This window comes from Paenibacillus sp. YIM B09110 (assembly GCF_037167145.1).
Taxonomy (GTDB): domain Bacteria; phylum Bacillota; class Bacilli; order Paenibacillales; family Paenibacillaceae; genus Pristimantibacillus.
The window spans coordinates 121,543-144,797 of record NZ_JBANSP010000009.1; the positions used below are offsets into that span (position 1 = coordinate 121,543).

The window sequence follows — 23,255 nt, forward strand, 5'->3', positions numbered from 1 at the left end:
CACCTATCAGGTCATCCCAATCCCCTCTAACTCTTTCCATTCCTGTAATGCAAAGGTACATAACCGGTCACCGACTTGAACACTCTGCCAAAGTGAGTAACACTTCCGAAGCCTACTTTAGCGGCAATCACGCCTACTTTCATCCCAGATTGCTCTAAAAGCTTCTTCGCCTCCTTCACCCTTACGCTGTTCAAATACTCCACGAACGTGAAGCCGGTCGCCTCCTTAAAGGTACGGCTCAAATAATAAGGACTGACGTAAAATTTCTCAGCTAGCAGATGCAGCGACAGCTCCTGCCCATAATGGTTGTTGATATACGTTACAATGTTCGAGATCGTTTCGTGCATGAGGCTTGGCGACTCCAAGTGTCCATTGATGTCTTGCCTAACATGCCGACAGCATATGATGAGCAGCTGTATTACCAACGTCTGCATATACATCTCAAAGCCGGGTTTCTGATCCAGCATCTCCTGCATGATCTGATGCGACAGCGACTTAATGACGAGCTGATCATGCAAGGAACATTTGATAACCATGTATTCTCGTGACAACAACGGCTGGAGCAGCTCCATATAAGAACGATTAACCGCTGCCATATAGCTCTCGGAAATATTTACGATAAGCCGCTCATGCTTAGGCATTGCCGCATTGATTGTGCGATGCAAAATATTCGGAGAGATAATAATGACATCCCCCTCATCAACCTGCATCGATCGATCCTTAATAAAAAACTCCCGGTTGCCCGACATCAGATAAAAGATTTCATACGTACTGTGAAAATGGCTGATCGGCATATGATGGCTCAATGCTTTCCGATACGACACCATAAAGCTACCCTGACCGTTGTCATATAAAAAATTGTCCATGATGCGCCTCTCTCCTCCCCGCCAATTATCTCTCCATTATACGATTTCAACTCACCAGCGCAAGATATAAGAAGAAATACTCGTTTCAAGCAAAAAATGTACATATTCATCATGCTACTATAGTTCTATAAATTGATGAAGGAGGCATGCGGAAGATGAATGCATCATCATCCAATACGAAAGCGGATTTACGAGCGGTACTGACTCCCATACAGTGGGCCGAGAAAGCTTGCGAGGCATTAATGTTCAAATATGAGCCGGAGTCGCTGCCGCCCGGTCGCTTTCATTATCATCAAGGCGTATTTCTGTCCGGCATGGAGAAATGCTGGCAGCAGACTAACAACCATCGCTATTACGAATATATTAAGCGCTGGGTGGACAGCCAAGTTCTTGAGGATGGCAGCTTCAAGAAACATAATCCTGATGAGCTCGACGATATTCAACCAGGTGTGCTGCTCTTTAACCTCTACGAGCAAACGAAAGATGAAAAGTATAAGAAGGCGTTATACAACCTCGTTCCGCTGTTCAAGACATGGAAGACGAATCCGTCAGGAGGATTCTGGCACAAGGAACATTACCCGAATCAAATGTGGCTCGACAGCTTGTATATGGCCGGACCGATTGCTGTACAATTCGGGAAGACGTTCGGCGATAGCGAATATTTTGATAGGATGACCCATCAGGCTTTATTGATGGAGAAGCATACGAAGGACCCCGTCACCGGCCTGCTGTACCACGGGTGGGACGAGACCAAATCCGCAAGCTGGGCTGACCCGGTCACGGGCCTAGCTTCACAGTTCTGGGGACGCGCGATCGGCTGGTATCCCGTCGCTCTGCTCGAAATGTTCGAGCATATGCCCGAGGACCATAAGGATAAAGCTGCGCTCATAACGATTGTGCAAGACCTGCTTATCGCACTGACTGCCTATCAGCATTCGGCTACGGGCTTATGGTATCAGGTGGTGGACAAAGGCGACCTGGCCGATAATTGGCTGGAAAACTCCTGTACCTCGTTGTACGTTCACGCGATTGCCAAGGCTGTGCGATTGGGTCATCTAGACGCCAGGTACCTGCAATATGCATGGAAGGGTTATCAAGGCGTCATTGATACGCTGAAGTTCGACGAGAACGGCAATGTTATCATCGGTCAAATATGTATTGGTACGGGGATCGGCGATTATGCCCACTATATTGCCCGTCCGACCAGCGAGAACGATCTGCATGGCGCAGGCGCTTTCATTCTCATGTGCGTTGAGATGAACCTTGCTCAATCGGTTCAATAAACAAAAAAGCTGAAGCCCGCATGTAGCGGGATTCAGCTTTTTATTTATAACAATAACCGTTACAAGGTCGCCATATCAATGACGAAGCGATAACGCACATCGCTGCGAAGGATGCGCTCGAAAGCTTCGTCTACTTGCTCTGCGCGAATAACTTCGATTTTCGGGGCGATGCCATGCTGAGCGGAGAAATCAAGCATCTCCTGCGTTTCACGAATGCCGCCTACAAGCGAACCGGCTATGCTGCGGCGACTCATGATTAGCGAGAACACTTGATACGAATCCGGCTCGGAGGGCGCTCCGACGTTGACGAGCGTTCCATCAATTCGCAGCGTAGATAAGTACGCATCAACGTCCAAATTTGCAGATACGGTATTAAGGATAAGATCAAATCGGTTAGCAAGCTCAGCGAACACAGTTGAATCGCTTGTGGCATAATAATGATCTGCACCGAGCTCCATCGCTTCGTCTCGTTTGGAATTGGACTGGCTGAGTACCGTTACTTCCGCTCCCAGTGCATGCGCGAACTGGACAGCAAGATGTCCCAGCCCGCCCATTCCCACGATGGCAACCTTCTTGCCCGGACCGACGTTCCATTTTTTTAAAGGAGAGTACGTCGTAATGCCTGCGCATAATAGCGGACTGGCAACATCCAGGTCCAGCTTGTCAGGTATACGGACAACGAACTCTTCCTTCACGACAATATGCTCACTGTAACCGCCGTAGGTGAGATTGCCATCGTAGTCTAGTGAATTATACGAATTTATAACGCCTTTCGTACAATATTGTTCTTCACCGCTTAAGCAATATTCGCATGTGCCGCACGAGTCAACGAAACATCCGACGCCAACGCGATCGCCGGGAGCAAATTTCGTAACGGCCGTCCCTACCTTCGTTACCACGCCGGACATCTCATGTCCCGGAACCATAGGGAACATACCGCCTCCCCATTCATCGTAAGCGCTGTGGATGTCGGAGTGGCATATACCGCAATACTTGATATCGATTAGGATGTCGTTAGGCCGCAGCTCTCGCCGCTCAATCGTCGTTTTCTCAAAAGGCGCTTTTGCAGTTGGTACGCTTAATGCATGGGTTTTGCACATATGGTTTTCTCTCCTTAATCTAATGCCTATCTTTAGCCATTACTTCTCTGGTCTAGATAGCAAGTTTACTTTGTCCACTACCGCTTCTTGATACCGTTCAATCTTATAATCCAGCCGCTCCATCGTATTTTGCATATCCTCAATTCTCGAGTTTAGCAGCCTTCGTTGCTCAATAAGAAGCTCTTTCCTAGCCTCGAGCGTTTCATCCCCTTGTTGAAACAAAGCGACGTACTCGATTAAGACTTCAACAGGCAGACCTGCGTTACGCATGCATTTAATGAACTCAACCCATCTGCAGTCTTCTTCGGTATAACTTCGGAATCCGCTTTTTTTGCGATTGACTCGCGGAATCAGACCTATTCGTTCATAATAACGGAGCGTATCCTGTGAAAGCTCGAATTTGTCGCTCACTTCCGCAATGGTCAGCATGCGGGTTCACCTCCTTCAAATAACTAAAGCTGCCTACCAGCTGACTACTGAAGTGTACACCTTGGAGTTAACTCCAAGTCAATACCTTGCTTCTAAAAATAAAAAAGTGAAGCAGGCAATACTCCCATGCCGAGCGTTATAGACGTATTGTTGATTAAAAGATACAGTGCTGATAAGATACTAGCATGATCAAGATTGGCCGCAAAAATAGACATAAGGATGGGAATCGATGAAATCCGAGAACGACAAAATAGATCCTCGAATTAAACGGACGAGGAAAATGTTTAAGGAAGCGCTTATCGCATTAATTCAAGAAGATCCGGACAAAAGCAAGCTGACCGTCCAAACGATCGCCGATCGGGCTGAATTGAACCGCGCAACGTTCTATTTGCATTACGACAGCATTGACGATTTGATGGAGCACATGATTGAGGATGTGCTGGGTGAGATGTACCAGACGATTACAATCGAGGCGATCAAGAAGTCTCCCCCCACCCCCTCGTCGCATCCGGTGCTTACTTCATTTTTGGAACACTTTTATCGCAATGCCGGGTTATATACGGTAATGTTGGACAACAAAGCGTTCCACGATCGCGTGTTCGCTATGCTGATGGGCATTATCACGGAATGGGGGGAGGAAAGAAGATCGAAAGGCAGACAATTCCATGTGCTTAACGAGGTATTAGCCTCATCGACATTAGGAATCGTAACCTGGTGGCTGAAGGAAAAAACGCCATACAGTCCTGTCTATATGGCCAATCAGATTACGCAATTAATCAAGGGCGAGAAATAAATCTCGACACATGACTAATCTTCCTAAATAGCCTGCATGAACTGACTATTATAGAGCTCGCTGTAAACGCCTTGAAGCTCCAGCAGCTGTTCATGATTGCCTTGCTCGACAATCCGCCCTTGCTGCATGACGAGAATCCGGTCCGCATCCTGAATCGTGCTTAATCGATGTGCGATCACAAAGCTGGTACGCCCTTTCATCAACGTTTTCATCGCTTGCTGGATATGCATTTCGGTACGAGTATCCACGCTGCTTGTCGCTTCGTCTAGAATGAGAATGGCCGGATCGGCGAGAATCGCTCGCGCAATGGTCAGCAGCTGTCGTTGTCCATGGCTCAGATTGCCGCCTTCCGAGCTTAGCGTCGTGTCATAACCGTGAGGAAGCCTGGATATGAACCCTTCGGCATTCGCCAGCCTGGCAGCCTCCTCCACCTCTTTGTCGGATGCGTCCAGTCTTCCGAAGCGAATATTGTCCCGTACGGACCCCGAGAATAAGTGCGCGTCCTGCAGCACCATCCCCATCTGGCTGCGCAAAGCGTTTTTGTCCAGCATTCGGATATCATGGCCGTCAATAAGAATAGAGCCCCCGCTCAGCTCATAAAACCGAATCAGCAAATTAACGATGGTCGTCTTGCCGGCGCCCGTTGGACCGACGAGCGCTATTTTGTCGCCTGGCTTCGCATCGAAGGTTACTCCGCTCAGTATCGGAACGTCTGCTTTATAACCGAAGGACACATCGCGATATGCAACTTCTCCAGACAGTCTTGGCAATTCCATATGATTAGCTTGCTCGTATTCGGAAGACCTATCCATCACTTCAAATACCCGTTCGGCACCTGCGATAGCCGACTGGATAAGATTGTATTGGTTGGCAAGCTCCGAGATCGGTCTGCCGAATTGCCTCGAATAGTTAAGGAAACTAACGATCACGCCTACCGTAGCCAGATCATGAAAAGCCATCCACCCGCCAACGCCGGCAATGATTGCGAAGCCGAGATTATTGATCATGTTCATAGTCGGACCTACAAGTCCCGACATGATCTGCGCTCTGATACCAACCTTATTCAGCTCTCCGCTGATCGCCCGGAATCGTTTCACTTCAAGCTCTTCCCTGCGGTATTGCTTGACTACCTTCTGTCCGCTGATCGTCTCCTCGATGTACCCGTTCAGTTCGCCCAAATACCGCTGTTGTTTTTTGAAATATTTACTGCTGATGCCAATGATTTTGCGACTGGCGATAAGGACTAAAGGAATCGTGATGAGCGATACGACGGTCAAAGGAACATTCAGCATGAGCATAATCACGAGTGAACCGCTTAGCGTAATCAGACTGTTCAGCAACTGCGTCACGCTTTGATTCAGCGTATTGGACACGTTCTCGATGTCGTTCGTAGCCCGGCTCATGAGCTCCCCGTTCGCATGCGTGTCAAAAAAAGGCACTGGCAACTCCTGATATTTGCCGAATAAATCGCGACGCAGCTCGAATACCGTTTTCTGCGAAACGAATGTCATTACATACGCTTGCACCCATGCGATAACGCTTCCCAGGACATAGATGCCTAGAATAAGCAAGCAATAACGAATCAGTCCGTCATAATCGCCGGGAATGACAGCATGATCAATCGCTTGACCCATCAGGTACGGACCGATCAAAGTAAGGATCGCACCAAGTACGGTGAACACATATACGATGATTAGACCGGACCGCTGGCGATTCATATACGCCCAGATGCGTTTGATCGTTGCTCCTCGATTTTTGGCGCGCGCTTTCGGTACAGGGCCGCGTCCTGGACCTGGGCCATGACCTGGCATTCTTCCGAATAATTCAGTCGACCTACCGGGAGATTCAGCATCCTTGCTCTTAGTTAGCATGGTCATATATCTCTTCCTCTCCTTTCAACTGTGATTGCCTAATATCCCGGTATATTTCGCTGCTGTGCATCAATTGCTCATGCGAGCCTTGTGCAACGATCTTGCCGTTATCTAGAACTAATATACGGTCTGCGTCCATAACAGTCGAAATCCGTTGCGTAATGATAATGTTAGTGCTGCGGCGTCGTTGCGATTTCATATGCTGCCGGAGCCGTGACTCTGTTGCCGCATCCAACGCGCTTGTACTGTCATCCATAATCAGAATAGCTGGATCGCTTAGGAAGGCGCGCGCAATCGATAGCCGCTGCTTCTGTCCTCCGGATAGATTGATTCCTCGTTGACCGAGCAAGGTGTCATACCCTTCCGGAAGTTCAGTGATGAAGCTATGAGCTTGGGCGGCTTGGGCGGCTTCCTCAACCTCTTCGTCTGTTGCATCGGGCCTTCCGTAACGAATATTATCGCGAATCGTGCCGCTGAACAGAATCGTTTGCTGCATGACGAATCCGATCCGGCTGCGCAAATGATCAAGGCTCATCGAACGCGTGTCTGTTCCATCGATTGTAATTGAGCCTGTGGACACATCATAAAGCCGCGGAATGAGACTAACGAGCGTTGACTTGCCGGCTCCGGTAGCTCCTAGAATTGCAACGGTTTCTCCAGGTTTCGCGGTGAAATCAATGCCTTCCAGCACGAGATTTTCGTCGCTCTGATCATAGGCGAATGAAACGTTGTTGAAAGCGATCTGTCCTGTGAGAATGGCTTCACCGCTCGCGTTAGAAGGCTCTGTAATCTCGCTTGCCGAAGCAAACACTTCATTCTCCCGATATGCCGAAACCTTCGCCCGGGAGACGAAGGTTAGCATCGTACTCAGCATGAGCATAGACATCAGCAGCTGGGTAACATAGTTAATGAAGGCAACCAGCTCACCGACCGTCAGCTTGCCGTTCCAGCTCTGCAAGCCGCCGAACCAAAGGACGGCAACAATGCTAACGTTCAGCACAAGCATCATAAGCGGCATATTTAACGCCATTAATCTTACGGCTTTTATTGCTGTTTCTGTATAGTCCTTATTCGCTGCATTGAATCGCTGCTGTTCATGCTTGGCACGTACGAATGCCTTAACGACACGGATACCAGTCAAATTTTCTTGCAGAACGACATTAACCCCGTCAAGCTTAGCTTGCATACGTTCAAACAACGGAAAGGATAACCGGATGAGTCCAAACAAGATAATGAATAGAATCGGTACGGCAATAACGAGAATCTGGGCAAGCGAAGGGCTGATTCGGAAAACCATCACCAAGCTGCCTATGAAAAGCAACGGAAACCGGATCATTCGGAGAATCATCTGCACGAATGTTTGCAACTGCACCACATCATTCGTTAAACGAGTGATTAGAGATCCCGTTTTCAACTGATCCAAATTCCGATTCGATAACGTCTGGATATGTTCAAACAACCGAATCCGCAGATCATTACCGACATTTTGAGAGGCGATGCTGGAGAATATGGTGCAACCAACTCCGCCGATTAAACCGATTAAGGCAACGCCGATCATTAGCGATCCAGTCTTCATAATATGGGAAAGGTCATTACTCATAATTCCATTATCCACTATACTTGCCATAAGCGACGGCTGCAGCAAATCCATTGCCACCTCGACAACCATCAGCAGCGGCGCTAATAGGCACCACAGCCAATACGGCTTCAAAAATCGTTTAAGCTTCCACATTCAGTCACCTTCATGCCCTTTCGTCGTTTGAAATACTTCTTCAGCCTGCTCCTCAGAGGCAGTCTCATGAAGCTGGAACATATGAATAAACTCATCCATAATCGATTCTGTTGCCTTTAACTCACCGCTGATGACTGCTTTAATGCTTTCAAGCTCAGGATCAATCAGCTGGCGCTTAAGTGTCGCTTGATTTACTTGAAGCTTCTCCAGAAAGGCGAGTGCTCTGCCTCTCCGGAACGTTTGTGCGCTCTTATGGTGATGATGGCCGTTCTCCCGGTGCTCTCCATGCTCCCTATGGCCGTGTCTGCCTCTATGTCCGTGTCCTTCACGCATTGTGTATCCTCCTCATCGTCGTGTGTTGTATACATATGTATACAACAAACTCTATGTATACAAATGTATACGACGCTATCGATGAATGTCAAGCTTGATTCCGATTCAAACAACAAATAAGCCGCTCAATCCAGAGCGGCTTATTTGTTAGCAGTTATTTCGGATATTATCCAACGGGCTGTGCAGACATTTTATTTTTCACGAATTTGACGAACAGATAGCGAACCAACGGCCCCATAACGATGAGCTGGAGCGGGAGAGCAATGACATAATTGTGCCAAACATTCGACACATAGCTTTGGAATAGTGAATTCCCGTGTAATTGGTCAGCAAAGTATGCCATGGCTAATCCAAATAAAGACATGCACAGCACCATGCCGCTTACCATAAAGAAGGCTAACGAAACGATCACAAGCACCTTCTTGGATTTGTCATAAGGCAATGAGAAGGCAATCTACTTGGCAATCGGACCTACCACAAACCATTCAATTATAAATGCGACAATAAAACCTACAACAAGTTGCATGATAACGTCTGCGATTGAAATCGTCCCAATCAAATCATTCCGAATCAAATTGTAACTCGTCATGAAGATAACCATCCCGATACACATCATCATCCCAAAATAAAATTCTTCTCTCTTTGTTTCTGGCACTCTCTATCATCCTCTCTTTTACTTTACCCATTATAAAAAAAGAGGAAGTGTCCGCATAAGTGAACAGTTTGTGAACTTTGCTCAATTAGCATTGCGCATCATTCTGCCTACTCAAAAGTTAGCCCCTTCTGCTGCAGCTTTAAGGAATAGGTGAGCTGTTCGCTCATGGATTCCGGGCTGCGGGCAAAGCCGTCCATGCACCATTGAATGAGCAACCCCATAATCGCATTCGCTTGATAGGTAACCATCATGGAAATGTCTCCTTCTGCGACTTTAGCAATCGGGGAACTGTCCGTAATGAGGCTTTTGATTTTGTCCAGCAACGAATAATAGTAAGATAACGATGATTTTTTATCAAAAACGATCTCGTAAAACGGCTGATATTTTTTCACATGGTGAAAGATCCGAATCGTTGACGGATCAAGCCCTCTCGAAATGAGATCAGGCACAAGCCGGTAAGGCTCATAGAAAGACTCCTCCAGATCCTTAAGCAAATGATGGAGATGCTCGTCGAATAATGCTCCCACGTCCTTGTAATGCAAATAAAACGTACCTCTATTCACGGCTGCCTCCCTGCATAAGGTGGAGACGGAGATCGATTCGAGCGCTTTGGATTTCAATAATGCCAGCAGCGCTTGATGCAGCGCTTTTTTCGTCTTAATGACTCTTAGGTCGTTCTCATTCATTTCCTCTGTTCCCCTCTTATCATGCAAAGCTATTATTCGTTTATCATACAATTTCATGCATATCTGTTCAATAATTATACGGTGTAAGTAGCAATCTGAAAAGAAAAATAGACTACAGGCAGCGAGCGCTGCTTGTAGTCTATGGATTGGATTCACATGATAGTAGATTGATGAATTTAGAAGCCTGCAGTCCAGCCCGCATCTGCCGCAATAATTGCGCCGTTCACGAAACTTGATTCATCCGATGCCAGGAACAGAGCGACTTGAGCGATTTCTTCCGGTTGTCCCAAACGAGGAATGACCCCTTGCGTCAATTTGGTCCGCGAAGCGCCGAACTCGTCCATATTGTTAATGGAAGAAGTGATGTTCGTCATCGTCGCGCCTGGCGCGATCGCATTACAGCGAATACCTTTTTGGGCATACATATAACCTGTGTTTTTGGTAATGCCGACAACCGCATGTTTGGAAGCCGTATAAGCAGCGCCCGCATGAGCACCGCTGAAGCCGCCCGTAGAAGCGGTATTCACAATAACGCCTTTGCCCTTCTCCAAGAAGATCGGAAGCGCTTTACGAATCGCGCGCATAACGCCCTTCGTATTCACATCAAAGATAAGATCCCATTTATCGTCATTCACATCGCCTACAGCAGCCATGTTATCCATAATACCGGCATTGTTGACCAGAATATCGAGCGTGCCGAATTCGTTAACGGCTGTATCGATCATTGTATTCACATCGTTCAGGTCCGCCACATTCGTTTTCACGGCAATGGCTTTGCCTCCGTTTGACTTAATGCTTGCTACAACCGCTTCCGCGCCTTCGATGTTCAAATCCGAGACGACGACGCTTGCTCCTTCTTTTGCATACAACTCCGCAATAGCTTTACCCATACCGGATGCGGCGCCTGTTACAACCGCTACTTTACCTTCTAAACGCATAATGAATCCCTCCAGCGATTTATTGAACAACTGTACAATAAAATTATAGATATTTTTGCATGACCTTGTCAACGTCCATTTGTTTCGCAATTTTAACAGCTGTAGTATAATATACACATGTAAATTATCTACACGAAAATGAGGTGATCCTTTGCACAACACCCATACCTTAGACCCAAGGATTATTCGAACAAGACAATTGATTCATGACGCCTTTTTCGAATTGATTCAAGAGGTCGAATTCAGAAAAATATCCGTGAACCTCATAACGACCAGAGCGGGAATCAACCGCGTAACCTTCTATCTCCACTACAAGGACATAGAGGATATGATCGACAGCTTCGTGAACGAAATGATCAATGAAATCGAAGCTATCTTATTAGAAAAGCAGAAGGAACAAAATATAAACGATTATGTGCGCTCAACGCTCGTGAACTTAATGGAGTATATCGCAAGCCATGCTAAAGTCTATAAAGTGTTATTAGTGTCCAAAAAAATACCTGTATTCACGCCAAAATTTCTTGAATTAATGGTTGAGCTCATTTCGAAAAGCAGCGAATACAAGTCATCTTCCCATTCTAATGCACAAAATCCAATTAGCACTGTCCCAAGAGAAATTACGGCATGGTATGGCGCTTCAGCGCTCGTAGGCACCATATCACTGTGGCTTGGCAATGATATGCCGTATTCACCGCATTATTTGGCATCGCAAATTATCAAATTCAATCTCTAGCTGTTATGTGAAAAAATTTAGCGGCTGTCTGTCTAACATGTATGCTCTAAATTTACACACGATTTCATTGTGTAGTTTAAATGACGAAACGGCCTCTGTTGTCGTTTGCTCCAGGGTTTGAAAACGATTACGATATTGTCAGTTCCTATTACTAGAAGGAGTGACTTTATACGATGAAAGCAGCGATTTATTATGGTAAAAACGATATTCGGGTGGAAGAGCGAGCAATTCCCAGCATTGGGCCAAAGGACGTCTTAGTTCGTAACCTGCGAAGCGGCATCTGCGGCACAGACATTAATATAGTTAAGGTCGGCGCCGGCAATATGGGCATTAGCCTCGGTTCTGAGTTCGGACACGAAATGGTAGGCGAAGTGGTCGAGGTCGGTGCAGAAGTATCGTCAAGCCTGACAATCGGCATGCATGTTGGAATAAATCCGATCACGGCAAAAAAAGTCGGAAGGTACAAATCCTTGGAATGCTCCGGCTTCTCGCAATATGTAGTTGTAGAAGATGCGGCGCTCGATTATAACCTGTATGCTATGGCAGACAGCATACCGCTAGAGGTTGCAGCCCTCATGGAACCGATGAGCGTTGGACGTCATGGCGCATTCAGCGCAAATCCGGTGCCGTCCGATAACATCGTCGTTTTGGGTGCTGGACCAATCGGTCTTACGGCTGCGGCAAGCTTGATCGCGGAAGGCATGACGAAGGTTTGCGTGGTCGATATTGATGAATGGCGCTTAAATAAGGCAGCCGAATTAGGTGCCCTTACCGTAAATACAAGCAAAGAAACTATTGATGAGGGTCTTGCCAAACATTTTGGAATCGTTAGTGTTTATGGACAAAATGTGCCGAATGTCGATGTATTCATCGACGCGGCAGGCGCTCCTCCATTATTCGAAAATGTCATGAAAATAACGAAACCTCAGGCTAGAATTTCGGTAATTGCCGTGTACAAATCCGAAGTGCCCGTCAGCCTTGTGCAACTCATGTCCAAAGAAGTGCAAATCAAAGGTGCAAGCGGCTATACGCATGAAGATATCTCGAAGGTCGTTGAGCATCTGGGCAATCAAAAGGACAAGTTAGCCGGTCTCATTACGCATGTGTACAAGCTCGACGATATCGGAGAGGCTTTCAACAAAGCGATCGAAGCTAAAGGAACGGTTAAAGTGATTGTCGATATGACTTAATAAGTCTAACGGAATATTCGAGGACCTCATCCCACGCATAACAGCGGAGTTTGAGGTCCTTTTTAAAAAACAATATACGGTTGCCGTTATACACTATGATTAATCTACAATGATTTCCAGCAGTTTTGCCTGCTCCACTTCACTACTTATAACGGGTTTACCTGTAATCCAGGTCTTCACCTTCATGCCAATCTTCAAGTCCGACCGGTTCAACATCACATTAGATTCATTGCCATGGATATACAAGTCCCATTCTGGGGAACCAAGCAACTTACGTGATGATGAACCTCCCTCTTGGCTTTCAGTGATTAGAATTTGACCCGCTTGATCGATTGCCGAAATCGTTCCGGTTATATAAGGAACATCTGACCTGTTTTCAACAATAGTTCGAATTGGAAACGACCTGCCTGCTAGGTCATAGATAGCTTGCACGATATTACTCATATCCTTAGCAGTGACGACTCGATTGTCCCAAGAAATTTTGCGCATTGTCAGAATTGTCTCTAACGGGTCGACTCGAAAGTCAACTGGGTATAGACGAAAGCTATCAAATATGCCTCCTCGATTCTCATAGAACTTCGCCATCACCGAAGCCATGCTCACTTGAAGCACGAAGCCTGTCGGATAAATAGGCTTTTCTTTGAAGACCGGCTTCGCCTGAACAAGAACATAAGAAGGCTTATTCTCTGTTTCGAATTGGAATGTTCGAATAGGGTCATTATTAATAGGAAGCTTTTTATCCCATCTAGATGTCTCTCCATTATGATCAACAGATATGATAACCAGTTCGATTGATTCTACTTTCTCGCCCAAACCGTCAACACGTTCAAGCGTCAATGTTAAACGATTTACAGGCCTACCCTCACTGTTTTTGACTTGGGATTGGGTCAGCCATGTTGGTATGAGCGGATAGGCCGTGTCTGATAAGAGATGCGGGTAATCAGGATACTGGACGTCTTCATCCTTGACCTGCGGCAAAAGGCTTCGATACGCAGGATCCGAGATAACTAGCATTCGATATTGCCAATGTCTGCGCAGCTCATAGTTGGAGCCGAATCCGGCTAGTAAGGGAGTAACAGGAACAAAGAGTTCGCCAGCACGAAATTCTGGAGCAACATCGATACTGAGGCGCATATCTCCTCCAAATACGGCTGATTTATCACCTGGTCGTAAACCGCTGACCGCCTCGGGGGTCAGGCTCGTCCACATTTTGTAATATGGTGATGTGCTGGATTGCTTTTCCTCTACCCATGCTCCAATTACATTCGCAAACGGCTGCAACGGTACCATCAACCGATTGTTCTTGATAAAAGGCGCTTTCTCCCCGGGAAAAAGGACAAAAAAGTTATTTATAACAAGTGGAATCGGTTGCTTGCCAGCTGCATCCTCTTGAAGTTCGGTTGAAGCACTAGCCGCTGCGTCCGGTATATTGACCATGACGAGTAAAATAGCAATTAAAAAAAATATAAATCCTTTACGCATTCGATTTTCCTCCCTATGTAAATAATTCCATTACATTGAAGTTTTAGACGTTAGCAGCTCTAGTAATGTTGCTCAGCAAATTGAATGAGCTTGAATAAATGATACATTCCGAACAAATTGGGCATATTGAAATAAAAATGTGAATCGAGGTGAAACATGTTAGCAGGCAGCGTCATGGAGTTAACAAACGATATTCATCACAATGCTGCCCTTATACAGCATCAGTTCTCGAACACTGAGGACTTCACTCAGAAAAAATTGCTTGTACATAACCAAACCTGCCTGATCTTATACTTGAATACACTCGTGAAAACAGAATTGATTCATTCCGGCATCATTGAACCGTTAGTTATCGAGAATCCAGGCAATGCCAATGATATCGTATCATCTGCCGCTGTTCATCGGACAAGCGATCTCGCTATCATTGTTGACGCCCTGCTCGCCGGCTCTTGCATCCTTTTAACAAATAACGATGCCACCGCTACTCTTATAAGCGTTGCGGAAACGTTGGGCCGTTCTATAGAAGAACCCAAAGAAGAGCAGACCGTCATAGGGCCGCATGAAGGATTCGTAGAAAGTGTCAATACGAATATCTATTTGATCCGAAAGCGACTTCGAAGTACTAAGCTGAAAGTACAGTATCAACAAATAGGCAAGCTTACCAATACGAGTGTTGCCATGTTATATATGGACGAGCTCATTAACCCGGACATTGTCGCAGAATGCGCCGCAAGAATAGCCGCGTTCGAAACAGATCATCTCTATTCGATCGAAAATATCGAAGAGTGGATTGAGGAGCATCCTCTGTCCCCCTTCGCCCAGTCGTTGAAAACAGAACGGCCCGATCGCGTGATCTCGTACTTAATGGAAGGAAAGCTATGTATTATCGTTGACGGGAGTCCGAACGTATTAGTTGTCCCGATTAGCTTCTTTTCTTTTTATCAATCATCAGACGATTATACGAGCAGATGGTTAGCAGGCACCTTTTACCGTCTGATACGACTGATCAGCTTTATTTTCGCCATTACTTTGCCTGCCATTTACATTGCCATCGTGTCGTTTCATTCCGAGATTCTTCCTTTAGGCATTTTTTATTCCATTAAGGTTTCATTGACGTACGTCCCGTTTCCGCCTATCTTAGAGGCGCTCGTCATGCAAATCACGCTTGAGATCTTAAAGGAGGCTTCTATCCGTTTGCCGTCGCCCATCTCGCAAACCATCGGCATCGTTGGGGGACTCGTCATTGGAACCGCGGTAGTGGAAGCACATCTGATCTCCAATACGATGATTGTCGTCATCGGATTGACCGCCATAGCCTCCTTCGTCACTCCGTTAAGCGAGTTTGGAACAAGTCTGCGCATATTGGGATTTCCGATGATGATAGCAGCGTCCCTCTTCGGATTTTTTGGAATCGTGCTTATGTTGATGATTATCGTCATGCATTTGTGCAAACTGGAAACGTTTGGCGAACCCTATTTTTATCCTTTTACGAATTTCCGTCCAAAACGACTTCAACATGCTTTATTGCGATTGCCCGATTGGAAGCGACATATTAAACCTGGCTTCGAGGGCGGTCAAATGTCATTTTTCAAGAGGTGGAAAAAAAATTGAGCACCGCGCGAGGATCGATATCTAAATTTCAATTGTTTTTCTTGATAATCCAGAGCCAGGTCGGAATTGGTTTATTATCATTGCCATCCGATATGTATCAATCGGTTGACGGGGATGGTTGGATCTCTACTTTGATCGCCGGAGCTGCCGTACAGTTGCTATTACTTATCTATTGGGCATTGTACAAGAGATTTCCGAATCATAATTTTTCCGAGATGACAATAAAGCTATTCGGCAACATAGCAGGGAAGGCATATAACATCTTCTTTGGTATTTGCTGCATGGTCATTGCTGGTCTTTCCTCCACCCTGTACACCGAAATGATTAATATTTGGCTGCTCCCTCAAACACCTAAATGGGCGTTGCTTGTGCTCATTGTAGCTACATGTCTGTTTCTAGCGCTTGAGGATATTAAGATTATTTCACGTTTTTTTGTTGTTTCCTCCTTTCTTTTTGCAATATTAATATTGATGAGTTTACTTAATTTGAAGGAAGACATGCATGTTACTTACCTGCTTCCAATTGCGAAATCCAACTTTCTCGATATTGTTAAGGGAAGTCATCATACTTTTCTTTCGATGATTGGGTTTGAAATCGTCTTGTTTGCTTTTACCTATGTAAAGAGTGATACGAGAGGGTTATTGAAGGTCATTTCTTTCGCCAACTTGTTCGTTACGATATTGTATACCTACTTCGTTCTCATTTGTCTGCTAAGCTTCAGCCCGAATGCATTAAAGCAGCTCCAGTCTCCGCTCCTGTTCATGCTCAAAGGACTGGCCTTTCGATTGGTTGAACGTTTGGACCTCATCTTTCTGTCGTTATGGATCGTCCCTATGACGACCTCTATCATTGCTTATCTATATATAGCCGGCAAAAGCTTAAGTAATAATCCGCGTTTTTATCGGAAATCGGTTATTGTCAGCAGTGCTGTGATCTTTATAGCGGGTTATTATTTATCGACGCTGGAGCAATTAGATCAAGTCAGCCAATGGATTCAAAATAGTTACTTTGTCGTCATCGGCGGTGTGCCTGCGTTCATGCTGCTGCTATCGTTTCTTCTCAAAAAAGTTACTAAAAGGTGTCCGTCATGAGAGAGAGGTTAGTCACAATTATTATGTTCCTGCTTATGCCTTTGACGCTGACCGGTTGCTGGGATACAAACCATATCGTAGATCAAAGAATTATTAGCGGAGTAGGCTTGGATCTGGAACAAAACAATAACATCGTAGGTACGGTTAGAGCTTTGCGCCTCGAAAGCAAAGGTGCGGGGCAATTCAAATTACAAGACGAGCTTGTTCAATCTTCGGGAAAATCGCTTCTAGAAATCGGGGTTAAGCTTGACAATATGCTCGCAGGCAAAACCGTCGGAAATAAAACACATATTATTATCATCAATGAACAGCTGGCCAAGCAAGGCATATATGAGCCTCTAGAATATTTTTACCGCAACTCCAAAAGCTATATCGGCTCCAAAGTTATTATTAGTCTTGAACCCGCCGTCCGTATATTATCGGTGGATAAGCTGGAGAAAAGTCCGATTTCATTCGATATTCTCCAAACGATCAAGGGGGCTGAACGTAGTACCACGATCCCAGTTCAATCGCTGTACACGCTTTGGTCCAAAATGCTCGACACCAGCCGGGATACGATTCTGCCCTTAATCAGAATGAAACAATCCGAAAATCTAATTCTCGACAGTATCGCTTTGTTTCACGGTGATCGATTCACGGGCGAGACCATAACCGGCGAAGATTCCACCTTGTTGCTGCTCTTAATGAATGAGCTTTCTAAGACGGCTATCATCAATGTGGAGATCGAGCCGATTCGTTCAAACAACCAACATGAGGAGTCCACCAAGGAAATAATCTCGTTCAACACGATGAGTATGAAGCGGAACATGCAAGTAACCGTTGATGAAGCAAGTCAAGCGATTACTTGCTCCATCAAGGTTCATCTATATGTTGAAATCGTTCATTATCCCTATATCTCCGGCGTCGAGAAGGAAAAGGAAAAGTTAAGCAAGGCGATTGCGACGTCGCTTAATAGGAAAGCCGAAGCGATAACCAAGAAGCTGTTGAAAGCCAATTGCGACGTTTTTGGCATAGAAGGTCAAATGTCGGCATTCCATCCGAAGCGAAGCAATCGTATGGATTGGGACGAAGAGTACCGCAACATACAAATTAAGCCAGAGTTCATCGTCCATATTAATGGGAGCGGGTTGTTGAAGTAGTTTTCCTTTGTAATCATCTACTTCAGCGCTATCGTCTTCGTTGCAATATTGCTGCAGAATTCGCTGTCATGCTCTACGAACAGAATAGTCGGCTCGTATTCCAGCAGCAGCTCCTCGATTTGCATCCGGGAAATGACATCGATGAAGTTAAGCGGTTCATCCCAGATTAGCAAATGGACGTTCTCGCACAAACTCTTGGCAATGAGCACCTTCTTCTTCTGACCGCCGCTGTATGACGATATATCTTTCTCGAATTGCACTCTGGCGAAATCCAGTTTCCGTAAGATCGCTTTGAACAAGCTTTCATCAATGCCGCTTTGTCTTGCGTATTCTGTCAGATTGCCATGCAAATGCGAGGTGTCCTGCGACACATAAGAGATTTTAAGCTGGCTGCCCCGTCTGAAAGTTCCGGTATACGACAAATCCTCGCCGCAGATGAGCTTGATGAGGCTTGACTTTCCGGACCCGTTTTTGCCCGTTAATGCGATTCTCTCCCCTTGCTCAATCGTAAAGCTGATGTCCGAAAAGACCGTCTTCTCCCCATATTGGATCGAAACATGCTCAAGTTCGGCGAGCTGTTTCTTATGATAAGTAAGCTGGGCAATTTTCAACTTCTCCGAGCTCTCGATATTTTTGAGCAGTTGCGACTTCTCATCAATGGACGATTGCTGCCTTTGCTCCAACGATTTCGAGCGTTTCATCATTTTAGCAGCCTTATGGCCAACATAACCTTTATCGACCTTTGAACCTGAATTTCTTGTCCCGTTTTTCGTTTTCTCCACTTCATGCGACCAATTGCTCGTACGTTTAGACGCTTCCGACAGACGATGAATGTCCTTCTTCAGCTTGTCGTTTTCGGCGAGCTCGAAGTTATCCTGACGTTGTTTATTTTCCCACCAATCGGAGAAATTCCCCTTCTGTATTTCAATATTCGTCTTATTGATCGAAAGAATATGATCGACGCACCGGTCAAGGAAAGAACGGTCATGGGACACGAGTATATAACCGCTTTTCGAACTCAAGTACCGGCTGACAAGCTTTCTAGCCTCCATGTCCAAATGGTTAGTCGGCTCGTCAATAAGCAGAAAGCTGTTTTCCTTCAGAAATAACGCCGCCAGCAGCACTTTCGTCTGCTCCCCGTTCGATAAGGAATCGAATGGCCGATATAGCACATCCTCGGTTACTTTTAGCAAAGAAAGCTCGCGCATCAATTCCCAGTGCTCATAATCCGGTATAATCTCGTCGATAACGTCCAACACATTATTCTCTTTGTTCTCAACGGGGAACGGAAAGTACTCAAAGCCGACCTTGGCCGAAATGCTGCCGCTGAACTCATATTTGCCTAGAAGCAAGTTCAAGAAGGTTGTTTTCCCTCTGCCGTTTCTTCCCGTAAAACCTAATTTCCAATCGGTATCAATCTGAAAACTTACGTTTTCAAATATAAAATCATAGCTGCCGTCGTAGGCAAACGTCAAATTCGACACATTTATTAATGACATAAATAATATCCTCCTGTAAGTAAAAAAATAAGAGCTACAAGAAAGTTACTTTCTTGTAGCTCAAATAAATACAGCAAATCCAACCCGCTAAGCGGATTAGGAAAAGGATATTTAGATTGAGTCATGAAGAACGTTGTAACTTTCTTGCATATAACAAATAAAACAGACGAAATAAACTCGCCTTAATCGTTTTATCCATGTATACTCGCTGCAAGAAATATTACATTATTCCGTTCAACCCCAATCGTTAATCTTAAATTAGAAGTATCTTACCATACCTTATTTCATAATTCAACCGGCTTCTCGTATAGGTTGAAGCCATCCGTTAGTCCCTTTTTCACATATCCGTTCCGACTGTATAGATCATTTAAGGTCGGATTGTCCGCTATGCAGTCTAAGCGAACAACGTCCTTGCCTTCGAACAATATGCCTGAATTGGACCATTGCAGAATGGCTTCGCCAAGCCCCGACTTCGCATAACTACGGCTGATTGCAAGACGATGCAGATAGATGGAGCGATCGTATGAGCTCGCTGCATCTCCCCAAAGACGAAGATCCCACTCGCTTGGCTCGCGCATCAGAATAACGATACCTGCCGCTGTCTCCCCGGCCTTGGCAAGGAAGACATCGCCTCGTCTGATCGCTCCGGCTGTATCATGCGAGTCTTCCCCGCTTAGCAGTGCGCTCCACTGGGTAGAACCCTTGCTTTGCAGCCACTTCGCCGTCTCCATCAAGAGCGCTAGAATCTCTTCCGTGTCCTCTTGCTTAGCTTGTCCTATTGTAAATGCTCCGCTCAGGAGGGTCGCTTTCTCGATGCTGAAGATTTGTGTCATCGCTATCCCCGCTTTCGTTGCTTCTCGTTGATCCCATAAGTTGACTTACAATTCCTTCGTCATAAAGGCGCTGAGCGGATCGTCGGTATAGTCCGCGAACGGCCCGCAGTAGGCGAAGCCCAGGCGCTCATAAAGCATTCTCGCCGGCTCGAAATCGATCGTGCTCCCCGTTTCCAAGCTCAAACGCTCATACCCTCTAGCTTTCGCTGTCTCGAGCATTTGCAGCAAAATATTTTTGGCTACTCCTTTTCGAAGATGCTCGGCAGCCGTGCGCATGGACTTAATCTCTCCATGCTTCGGATCCAGCTGCTTGATTGCACCGCAACCAAGCAGCTCCTCTTCCTCCCAAGCGCTCCAAAACGTAATATCCGGCTTTCTTAGTTCGGCAAGTCCCAGCGCATGCACACTTTCAGCCGGCGTATTGTCGTGCATCCCTTGAAGATGATAATTAACCAAAGCAATCACTTTCGATCCGGATAAATCATCCACTCTGATATCCATAGCGTCTCCACTCCTACGTCTTACAACCTATTTATCACGAGTAATTAAATAATTCAATAATTGCTTTAAGAAACCTGTATTGCGAGGAATATCTCTCAGTACTTCCATCGCTAGACAATAATGATCCCACATCGTCTTACGCGCATCCTCCACGCCAAGAACGGTTACGAAGGTCGAGTTGTTGTTCGCAATATCTTGACCTGCTGGCTTGCCAAGCACTTGAACATCCCCTTCCGAATCAAGTAAATCATCCTTAATTTGGAAGGCGATTCCCGCATGATACGCGAACTTCTTCAACGATTGTATCTCCGACTCCCCAACCTGGGCAAGAATGGCCGGCATGACGAGTGAAGCTTCGAAAGCAATTCCCGTTTTGTAATAACTAATCGTGTTCAATTGCGCAAGCGTAAGCTCTTTGCCTCTAGCATTCAAATCCATCGCTTGGCCCGCGCTCATGTCGGCAGCTTTCTGGGAGGAATAACGGATCACTGCAAGCACGTTATTGGCATCGAACGCGACAAGCGACGCTTGCTCTTCAATCCCTTTCTGTATGAGATACAGTCCCGTTAATTCCGCTGTAGCGCTATTATGAAGCTGATGCAGCGTTGGGCGCCCTCTGCGGGCAGAAGAATTATCTTGCGACGGCAAATCATCGAAGATCAAGGAAGCGGTATGCATATATTCGAGCGATCTAAGAAGCGGCAATATCCCTGTAGGACTCAATCCGTATTCATTGACGCCCATGACCCAAGTCAGTATAGGGCGAATTCGCTTGCCATCCCCGTTCAGACTATAGTTGGCAGCGTCAATCAGCGTTTCTTTCATGGCGGGAATCCCGTTTGGCTTAGATATTGGCAGATGGCTATTGATCTGATCCCGTACATTCTTAATCGTCTCTAGAAACTGCTCCTTCTCCTGCCTGTCGTTTCTAAGAACGTCCAACATCTGATCCCGCAGTAATTTGTCATAAAAATCAATATTGTCCGCTCGGCCGACCATACGTTGAATGAGTCGATTGAACGCCGGATTTCCCGAAGCAAATATTTCCATGATCTCGTTATACTTCACATCACCGACACGTTGCTTGCAGCGCTTAAGGCCGTTAATGGCACGCGACAACAGCACCTCACGAGACTTGGCATCGGAGTCATATACATTATGAATCAAATAAGCGATGACCGCCCAATACAATTCATACGGATTTATGAGATCAGGACGGCTGTCACGATAAGATAAATAATAAGTATAAGCCGTGACCGCTCCGTCCCTCATATCGTCGAACATATCGGCAAAATCATCAGCAAGCTGATTATAAATTCCATAATAAAATGTTCGTTGATCGAAACCGTCATCTGCATCAGAACCGATAACGGAACGAACAATCAGCCTTGAAGAGGACGACTTAATGATAACAGGCAAGTACAGCTCCTCATTCGTGTAGCTTGAATTGTGAAGCACCTTCATACGGTCTAGATCCTGTGAATGAAAAAAAACATAGGACTGTTCCGTGAAGGCTTGCATCGTATCCGGCAGTTGGCGCCGCTTAATATATTCGAATGCGTCGCGCAGCTCTGCGTGCACGAAATGCACTAGCTCTCTATTGTTGCCGTTCCATTCTTTCATATCCGGTACGGCTCCATCCATAAGCGTCGCACGGATCAATTGAGAATATTGTTTTTTCTCTTCTTGATTCAACACTCCTGAGTCGAGCAGATCATCAATGAATGGATAGGTCAGGCCATAGGAATAACCGAGTCTGATCGCTTCATCCAACCGCTTGGCACGATCTGCCGGCAATACGGAACTGTCCATGTCGTCCATGACATGCATGACGACACCGACAATAAGCTTGATCAGTTTGCGGACAGCTTGCTCCGCATTCATTCCTTCCGGAATAATCGAGGTAACGGCCCGTATCTTGCCGATCACCCAAATAGCAGCGTTCTCGATGCCTTCCTTCTGGGCCCAACGATATAGACCGTGCATATTCATAAATTGCGGCTGCTCGTCATGCTTCGTATGGGAACCGCGCAGCAAATGTTTCTTAACGTCATTAACTATATCTCTTATTTGGTCCTTTGCATCGGAAGAATGCAGCGCCTTGCCTAAATCCCTCATATAAATATACGATACGCTTCGATCCAAATAACTATCCAGCTTCCCGTTGTCGCTCAGCCAGCGGATATATCTGCTGTAATCATGAGCTTCCGGTCTCTTGTTTAATCGCGTAAGCATCGTAAGCAAAGAGTGAGGTTTGACATGAACCTTTTGCCATAATCGAATGTCTTCCGTCAAGGTTGTCACATAGGACTTGTTTGCAACCTGCGCCGAAAGCGATTGAAAATACTGAGCCGCCTTCTCCTCAGCATTGTTATACCATGTATCGGAACGTTCGGATACTCCCACATTCATACGATAGATTAACTCACCTTCTGTTTATGATAAAACAATAATACGCGCCAAATTGATCCCGGTTACGGAGCACTTTGA

Annotated in this window: 22 protein-coding genes; 7 read left to right on the forward strand and 15 right to left on the reverse strand. The window is 45.9% G+C overall.

Annotated elements, in window-relative coordinates:
* Positions 1 to 26 precede the first annotated feature (26 nt).
* Positions 27 to 866 carry an AraC family transcriptional regulator gene (locus V8F51_RS15425; RefSeq protein WP_337101175.1) on the reverse strand — a complete coding sequence of 280 codons (840 nt, stop codon included), beginning with the start codon at positions 864 to 866 and terminating at the stop codon, positions 27 to 29.
* Between the two features lie 155 nt (positions 867 to 1,021).
* Here V8F51_RS15425 and V8F51_RS15430 point away from each other — a divergent pair, with 155 nt between their 5' ends.
* Entirely contained in the window at positions 1,022 to 2,149 is a 1,128-nt protein-coding gene (locus V8F51_RS15430) for a glycoside hydrolase family 88/105 protein (RefSeq protein WP_442956435.1), read from the forward strand.
* A gap of 59 nt (positions 2,150 to 2,208) precedes the next feature.
* On the opposite strand, the gene V8F51_RS15435 is transcribed toward V8F51_RS15430, so the two are convergent.
* Both V8F51_RS15435 and V8F51_RS15440 read right to left on the reverse strand, forming a co-directional pair.
* A complete protein-coding gene (locus V8F51_RS15435) occupies positions 2,209 to 3,249 on the reverse strand; it encodes an NAD(P)-dependent alcohol dehydrogenase (RefSeq protein ID WP_337101177.1) in 1,041 nt (346 codons plus the stop codon).
* A 39-nt stretch (positions 3,250 to 3,288) separates the two neighbouring features.
* Positions 3,289 to 3,678, reverse strand: a complete 390-nt coding sequence (locus V8F51_RS15440; RefSeq protein ID WP_337101178.1) for a MerR family transcriptional regulator — start codon at positions 3,676 to 3,678, stop codon at positions 3,289 to 3,291.
* A 229-nt stretch (positions 3,679 to 3,907) separates the two neighbouring features.
* On the opposite strand from V8F51_RS15440, the gene V8F51_RS15445 reads away from it, so the two are divergent.
* Complete coding sequence (locus V8F51_RS15445; protein WP_337101179.1) at positions 3,908 to 4,471, forward strand: TetR/AcrR family transcriptional regulator; 564 nt, start codon at positions 3,908 to 3,910, stop codon at positions 4,469 to 4,471.
* A gap of 23 nt (positions 4,472 to 4,494) precedes the next feature.
* On the opposite strand, the gene V8F51_RS15450 is transcribed toward V8F51_RS15445, so the two are convergent.
* The 7 genes from V8F51_RS15450 to V8F51_RS15475 form a co-directional block, all read right to left on the reverse strand.
* Positions 4,495 to 6,342: an ABC transporter ATP-binding protein gene (locus tag V8F51_RS15450; protein ID WP_442956439.1), complete on the reverse strand. Its 1,848-nt coding sequence runs from the start codon at positions 6,340 to 6,342 to the stop codon at positions 4,495 to 4,497.
* Positions 6,332 to 8,074 (reverse strand): ABC transporter ATP-binding protein, encoded by a 1,743-nt coding sequence (locus tag V8F51_RS15455; RefSeq protein WP_337101180.1) that lies wholly within the window; start codon positions 8,072 to 8,074, stop codon positions 6,332 to 6,334. The genes V8F51_RS15450 and V8F51_RS15455 overlap by 11 nt, the downstream gene beginning before the upstream one ends.
* Entirely contained in the window at positions 8,075 to 8,407 is a 333-nt protein-coding gene (locus tag V8F51_RS15460; RefSeq protein WP_337101181.1) for a 2-keto-3-deoxygluconate kinase, read from the reverse strand. It abuts the gene before it with no gap.
* Between the two features lie 166 nt (positions 8,408 to 8,573).
* Entirely contained in the window at positions 8,574 to 8,849 is a 276-nt protein-coding gene (locus tag V8F51_RS31585) for a hypothetical protein (protein WP_442956436.1), read from the reverse strand.
* Positions 8,850 to 8,861: 12 nt separating this feature from the next.
* A complete protein-coding gene (locus V8F51_RS31590; protein WP_442956437.1) occupies positions 8,862 to 9,062 on the reverse strand; it encodes a hypothetical protein in 201 nt (66 codons plus the stop codon).
* Between the two features lie 107 nt (positions 9,063 to 9,169).
* Positions 9,170 to 9,748, reverse strand: coding sequence for a TetR/AcrR family transcriptional regulator (locus tag V8F51_RS15470; protein WP_337101182.1), 579 nt, complete (start codon positions 9,746 to 9,748; stop codon positions 9,170 to 9,172).
* A gap of 176 nt (positions 9,749 to 9,924) precedes the next feature.
* Positions 9,925 to 10,686: an SDR family oxidoreductase gene (locus tag V8F51_RS15475; RefSeq protein ID WP_337101183.1), complete on the reverse strand. Its 762-nt coding sequence runs from the start codon at positions 10,684 to 10,686 to the stop codon at positions 9,925 to 9,927.
* 199 nt (positions 10,687 to 10,885) lie between these two features.
* Here V8F51_RS15475 and V8F51_RS15480 point away from each other — a divergent pair, with 199 nt between their 5' ends.
* Entirely contained in the window at positions 10,886 to 11,419 is a 534-nt protein-coding gene (locus V8F51_RS15480) for a TetR/AcrR family transcriptional regulator (protein WP_337101184.1), read from the forward strand.
* 173 nt (positions 11,420 to 11,592) lie between these two features.
* Positions 11,593 to 12,609, forward strand: coding sequence for a zinc-dependent alcohol dehydrogenase (locus V8F51_RS15485; protein ID WP_337101185.1), 1,017 nt, complete (start codon positions 11,593 to 11,595; stop codon positions 12,607 to 12,609).
* A gap of 99 nt (positions 12,610 to 12,708) precedes the next feature.
* Here the strand turns inward: V8F51_RS15485 and V8F51_RS15490 are convergent, their stop codons facing one another.
* Positions 12,709 to 14,091, reverse strand: coding sequence for a stalk domain-containing protein (locus V8F51_RS15490; protein ID WP_337101186.1), 1,383 nt, complete (start codon positions 14,089 to 14,091; stop codon positions 12,709 to 12,711).
* A 174-nt stretch (positions 14,092 to 14,265) separates the two neighbouring features.
* Between V8F51_RS15490 and V8F51_RS15495 the strand changes: the two genes are divergently transcribed.
* The 3 genes from V8F51_RS15495 to V8F51_RS15505 are packed head-to-tail and all read left to right on the forward strand — an operon-like array spanning position 14,266 to position 17,932.
* Positions 14,266 to 15,702 carry a spore germination protein gene (locus tag V8F51_RS15495; protein ID WP_337101187.1) on the forward strand — a complete coding sequence of 479 codons (1,437 nt, stop codon included), beginning with the start codon at positions 14,266 to 14,268 and terminating at the stop codon, positions 15,700 to 15,702.
* Positions 15,687 to 16,793 (forward strand): GerAB/ArcD/ProY family transporter, encoded by a 1,107-nt coding sequence (locus tag V8F51_RS15500; protein ID WP_337101188.1) that lies wholly within the window; start codon positions 15,687 to 15,689, stop codon positions 16,791 to 16,793. Before V8F51_RS15495 ends, V8F51_RS15500 begins: the two co-directional genes overlap by 16 nt.
* Positions 16,790 to 17,932, forward strand: coding sequence for a Ger(x)C family spore germination protein (locus V8F51_RS15505; RefSeq protein WP_337101189.1), 1,143 nt, complete (start codon positions 16,790 to 16,792; stop codon positions 17,930 to 17,932). The genes V8F51_RS15500 and V8F51_RS15505 overlap by 4 nt, the downstream gene beginning before the upstream one ends.
* Positions 17,933 to 17,949: 17 nt before the next feature.
* On the opposite strand, the gene V8F51_RS15510 is transcribed toward V8F51_RS15505, so the two are convergent.
* The 4 genes from V8F51_RS15510 to V8F51_RS15525 form a co-directional block, all read right to left on the reverse strand.
* The gene (locus V8F51_RS15510; RefSeq protein ID WP_337101190.1) at positions 17,950 to 19,431 is read right to left on the reverse strand and encodes an Lsa family ABC-F type ribosomal protection protein; all 1,482 of its coding nucleotides are present in this window, start codon (positions 19,429 to 19,431) and stop codon (positions 17,950 to 17,952) included.
* A 284-nt stretch (positions 19,432 to 19,715) separates the two neighbouring features.
* Positions 19,716 to 20,264, reverse strand: a complete 549-nt coding sequence (locus tag V8F51_RS15515; protein WP_337101191.1) for a GNAT family N-acetyltransferase — start codon at positions 20,262 to 20,264, stop codon at positions 19,716 to 19,718.
* Positions 20,265 to 20,309: 45 nt separating this feature from the next.
* Positions 20,310 to 20,765 (reverse strand): GNAT family N-acetyltransferase, encoded by a 456-nt coding sequence (locus tag V8F51_RS15520; RefSeq protein WP_337101192.1) that lies wholly within the window; start codon positions 20,763 to 20,765, stop codon positions 20,310 to 20,312.
* Positions 20,766 to 20,792: 27 nt separating this feature from the next.
* On the reverse strand, positions 20,793 to 23,177 hold the full coding sequence (locus V8F51_RS15525; RefSeq protein WP_337101193.1) for a polyprenyl synthetase family protein: 2,385 nt from the start codon (positions 23,175 to 23,177) through the stop codon (positions 20,793 to 20,795).
* Between the last annotated feature and the right edge of the window lie 78 nt (positions 23,178 to 23,255).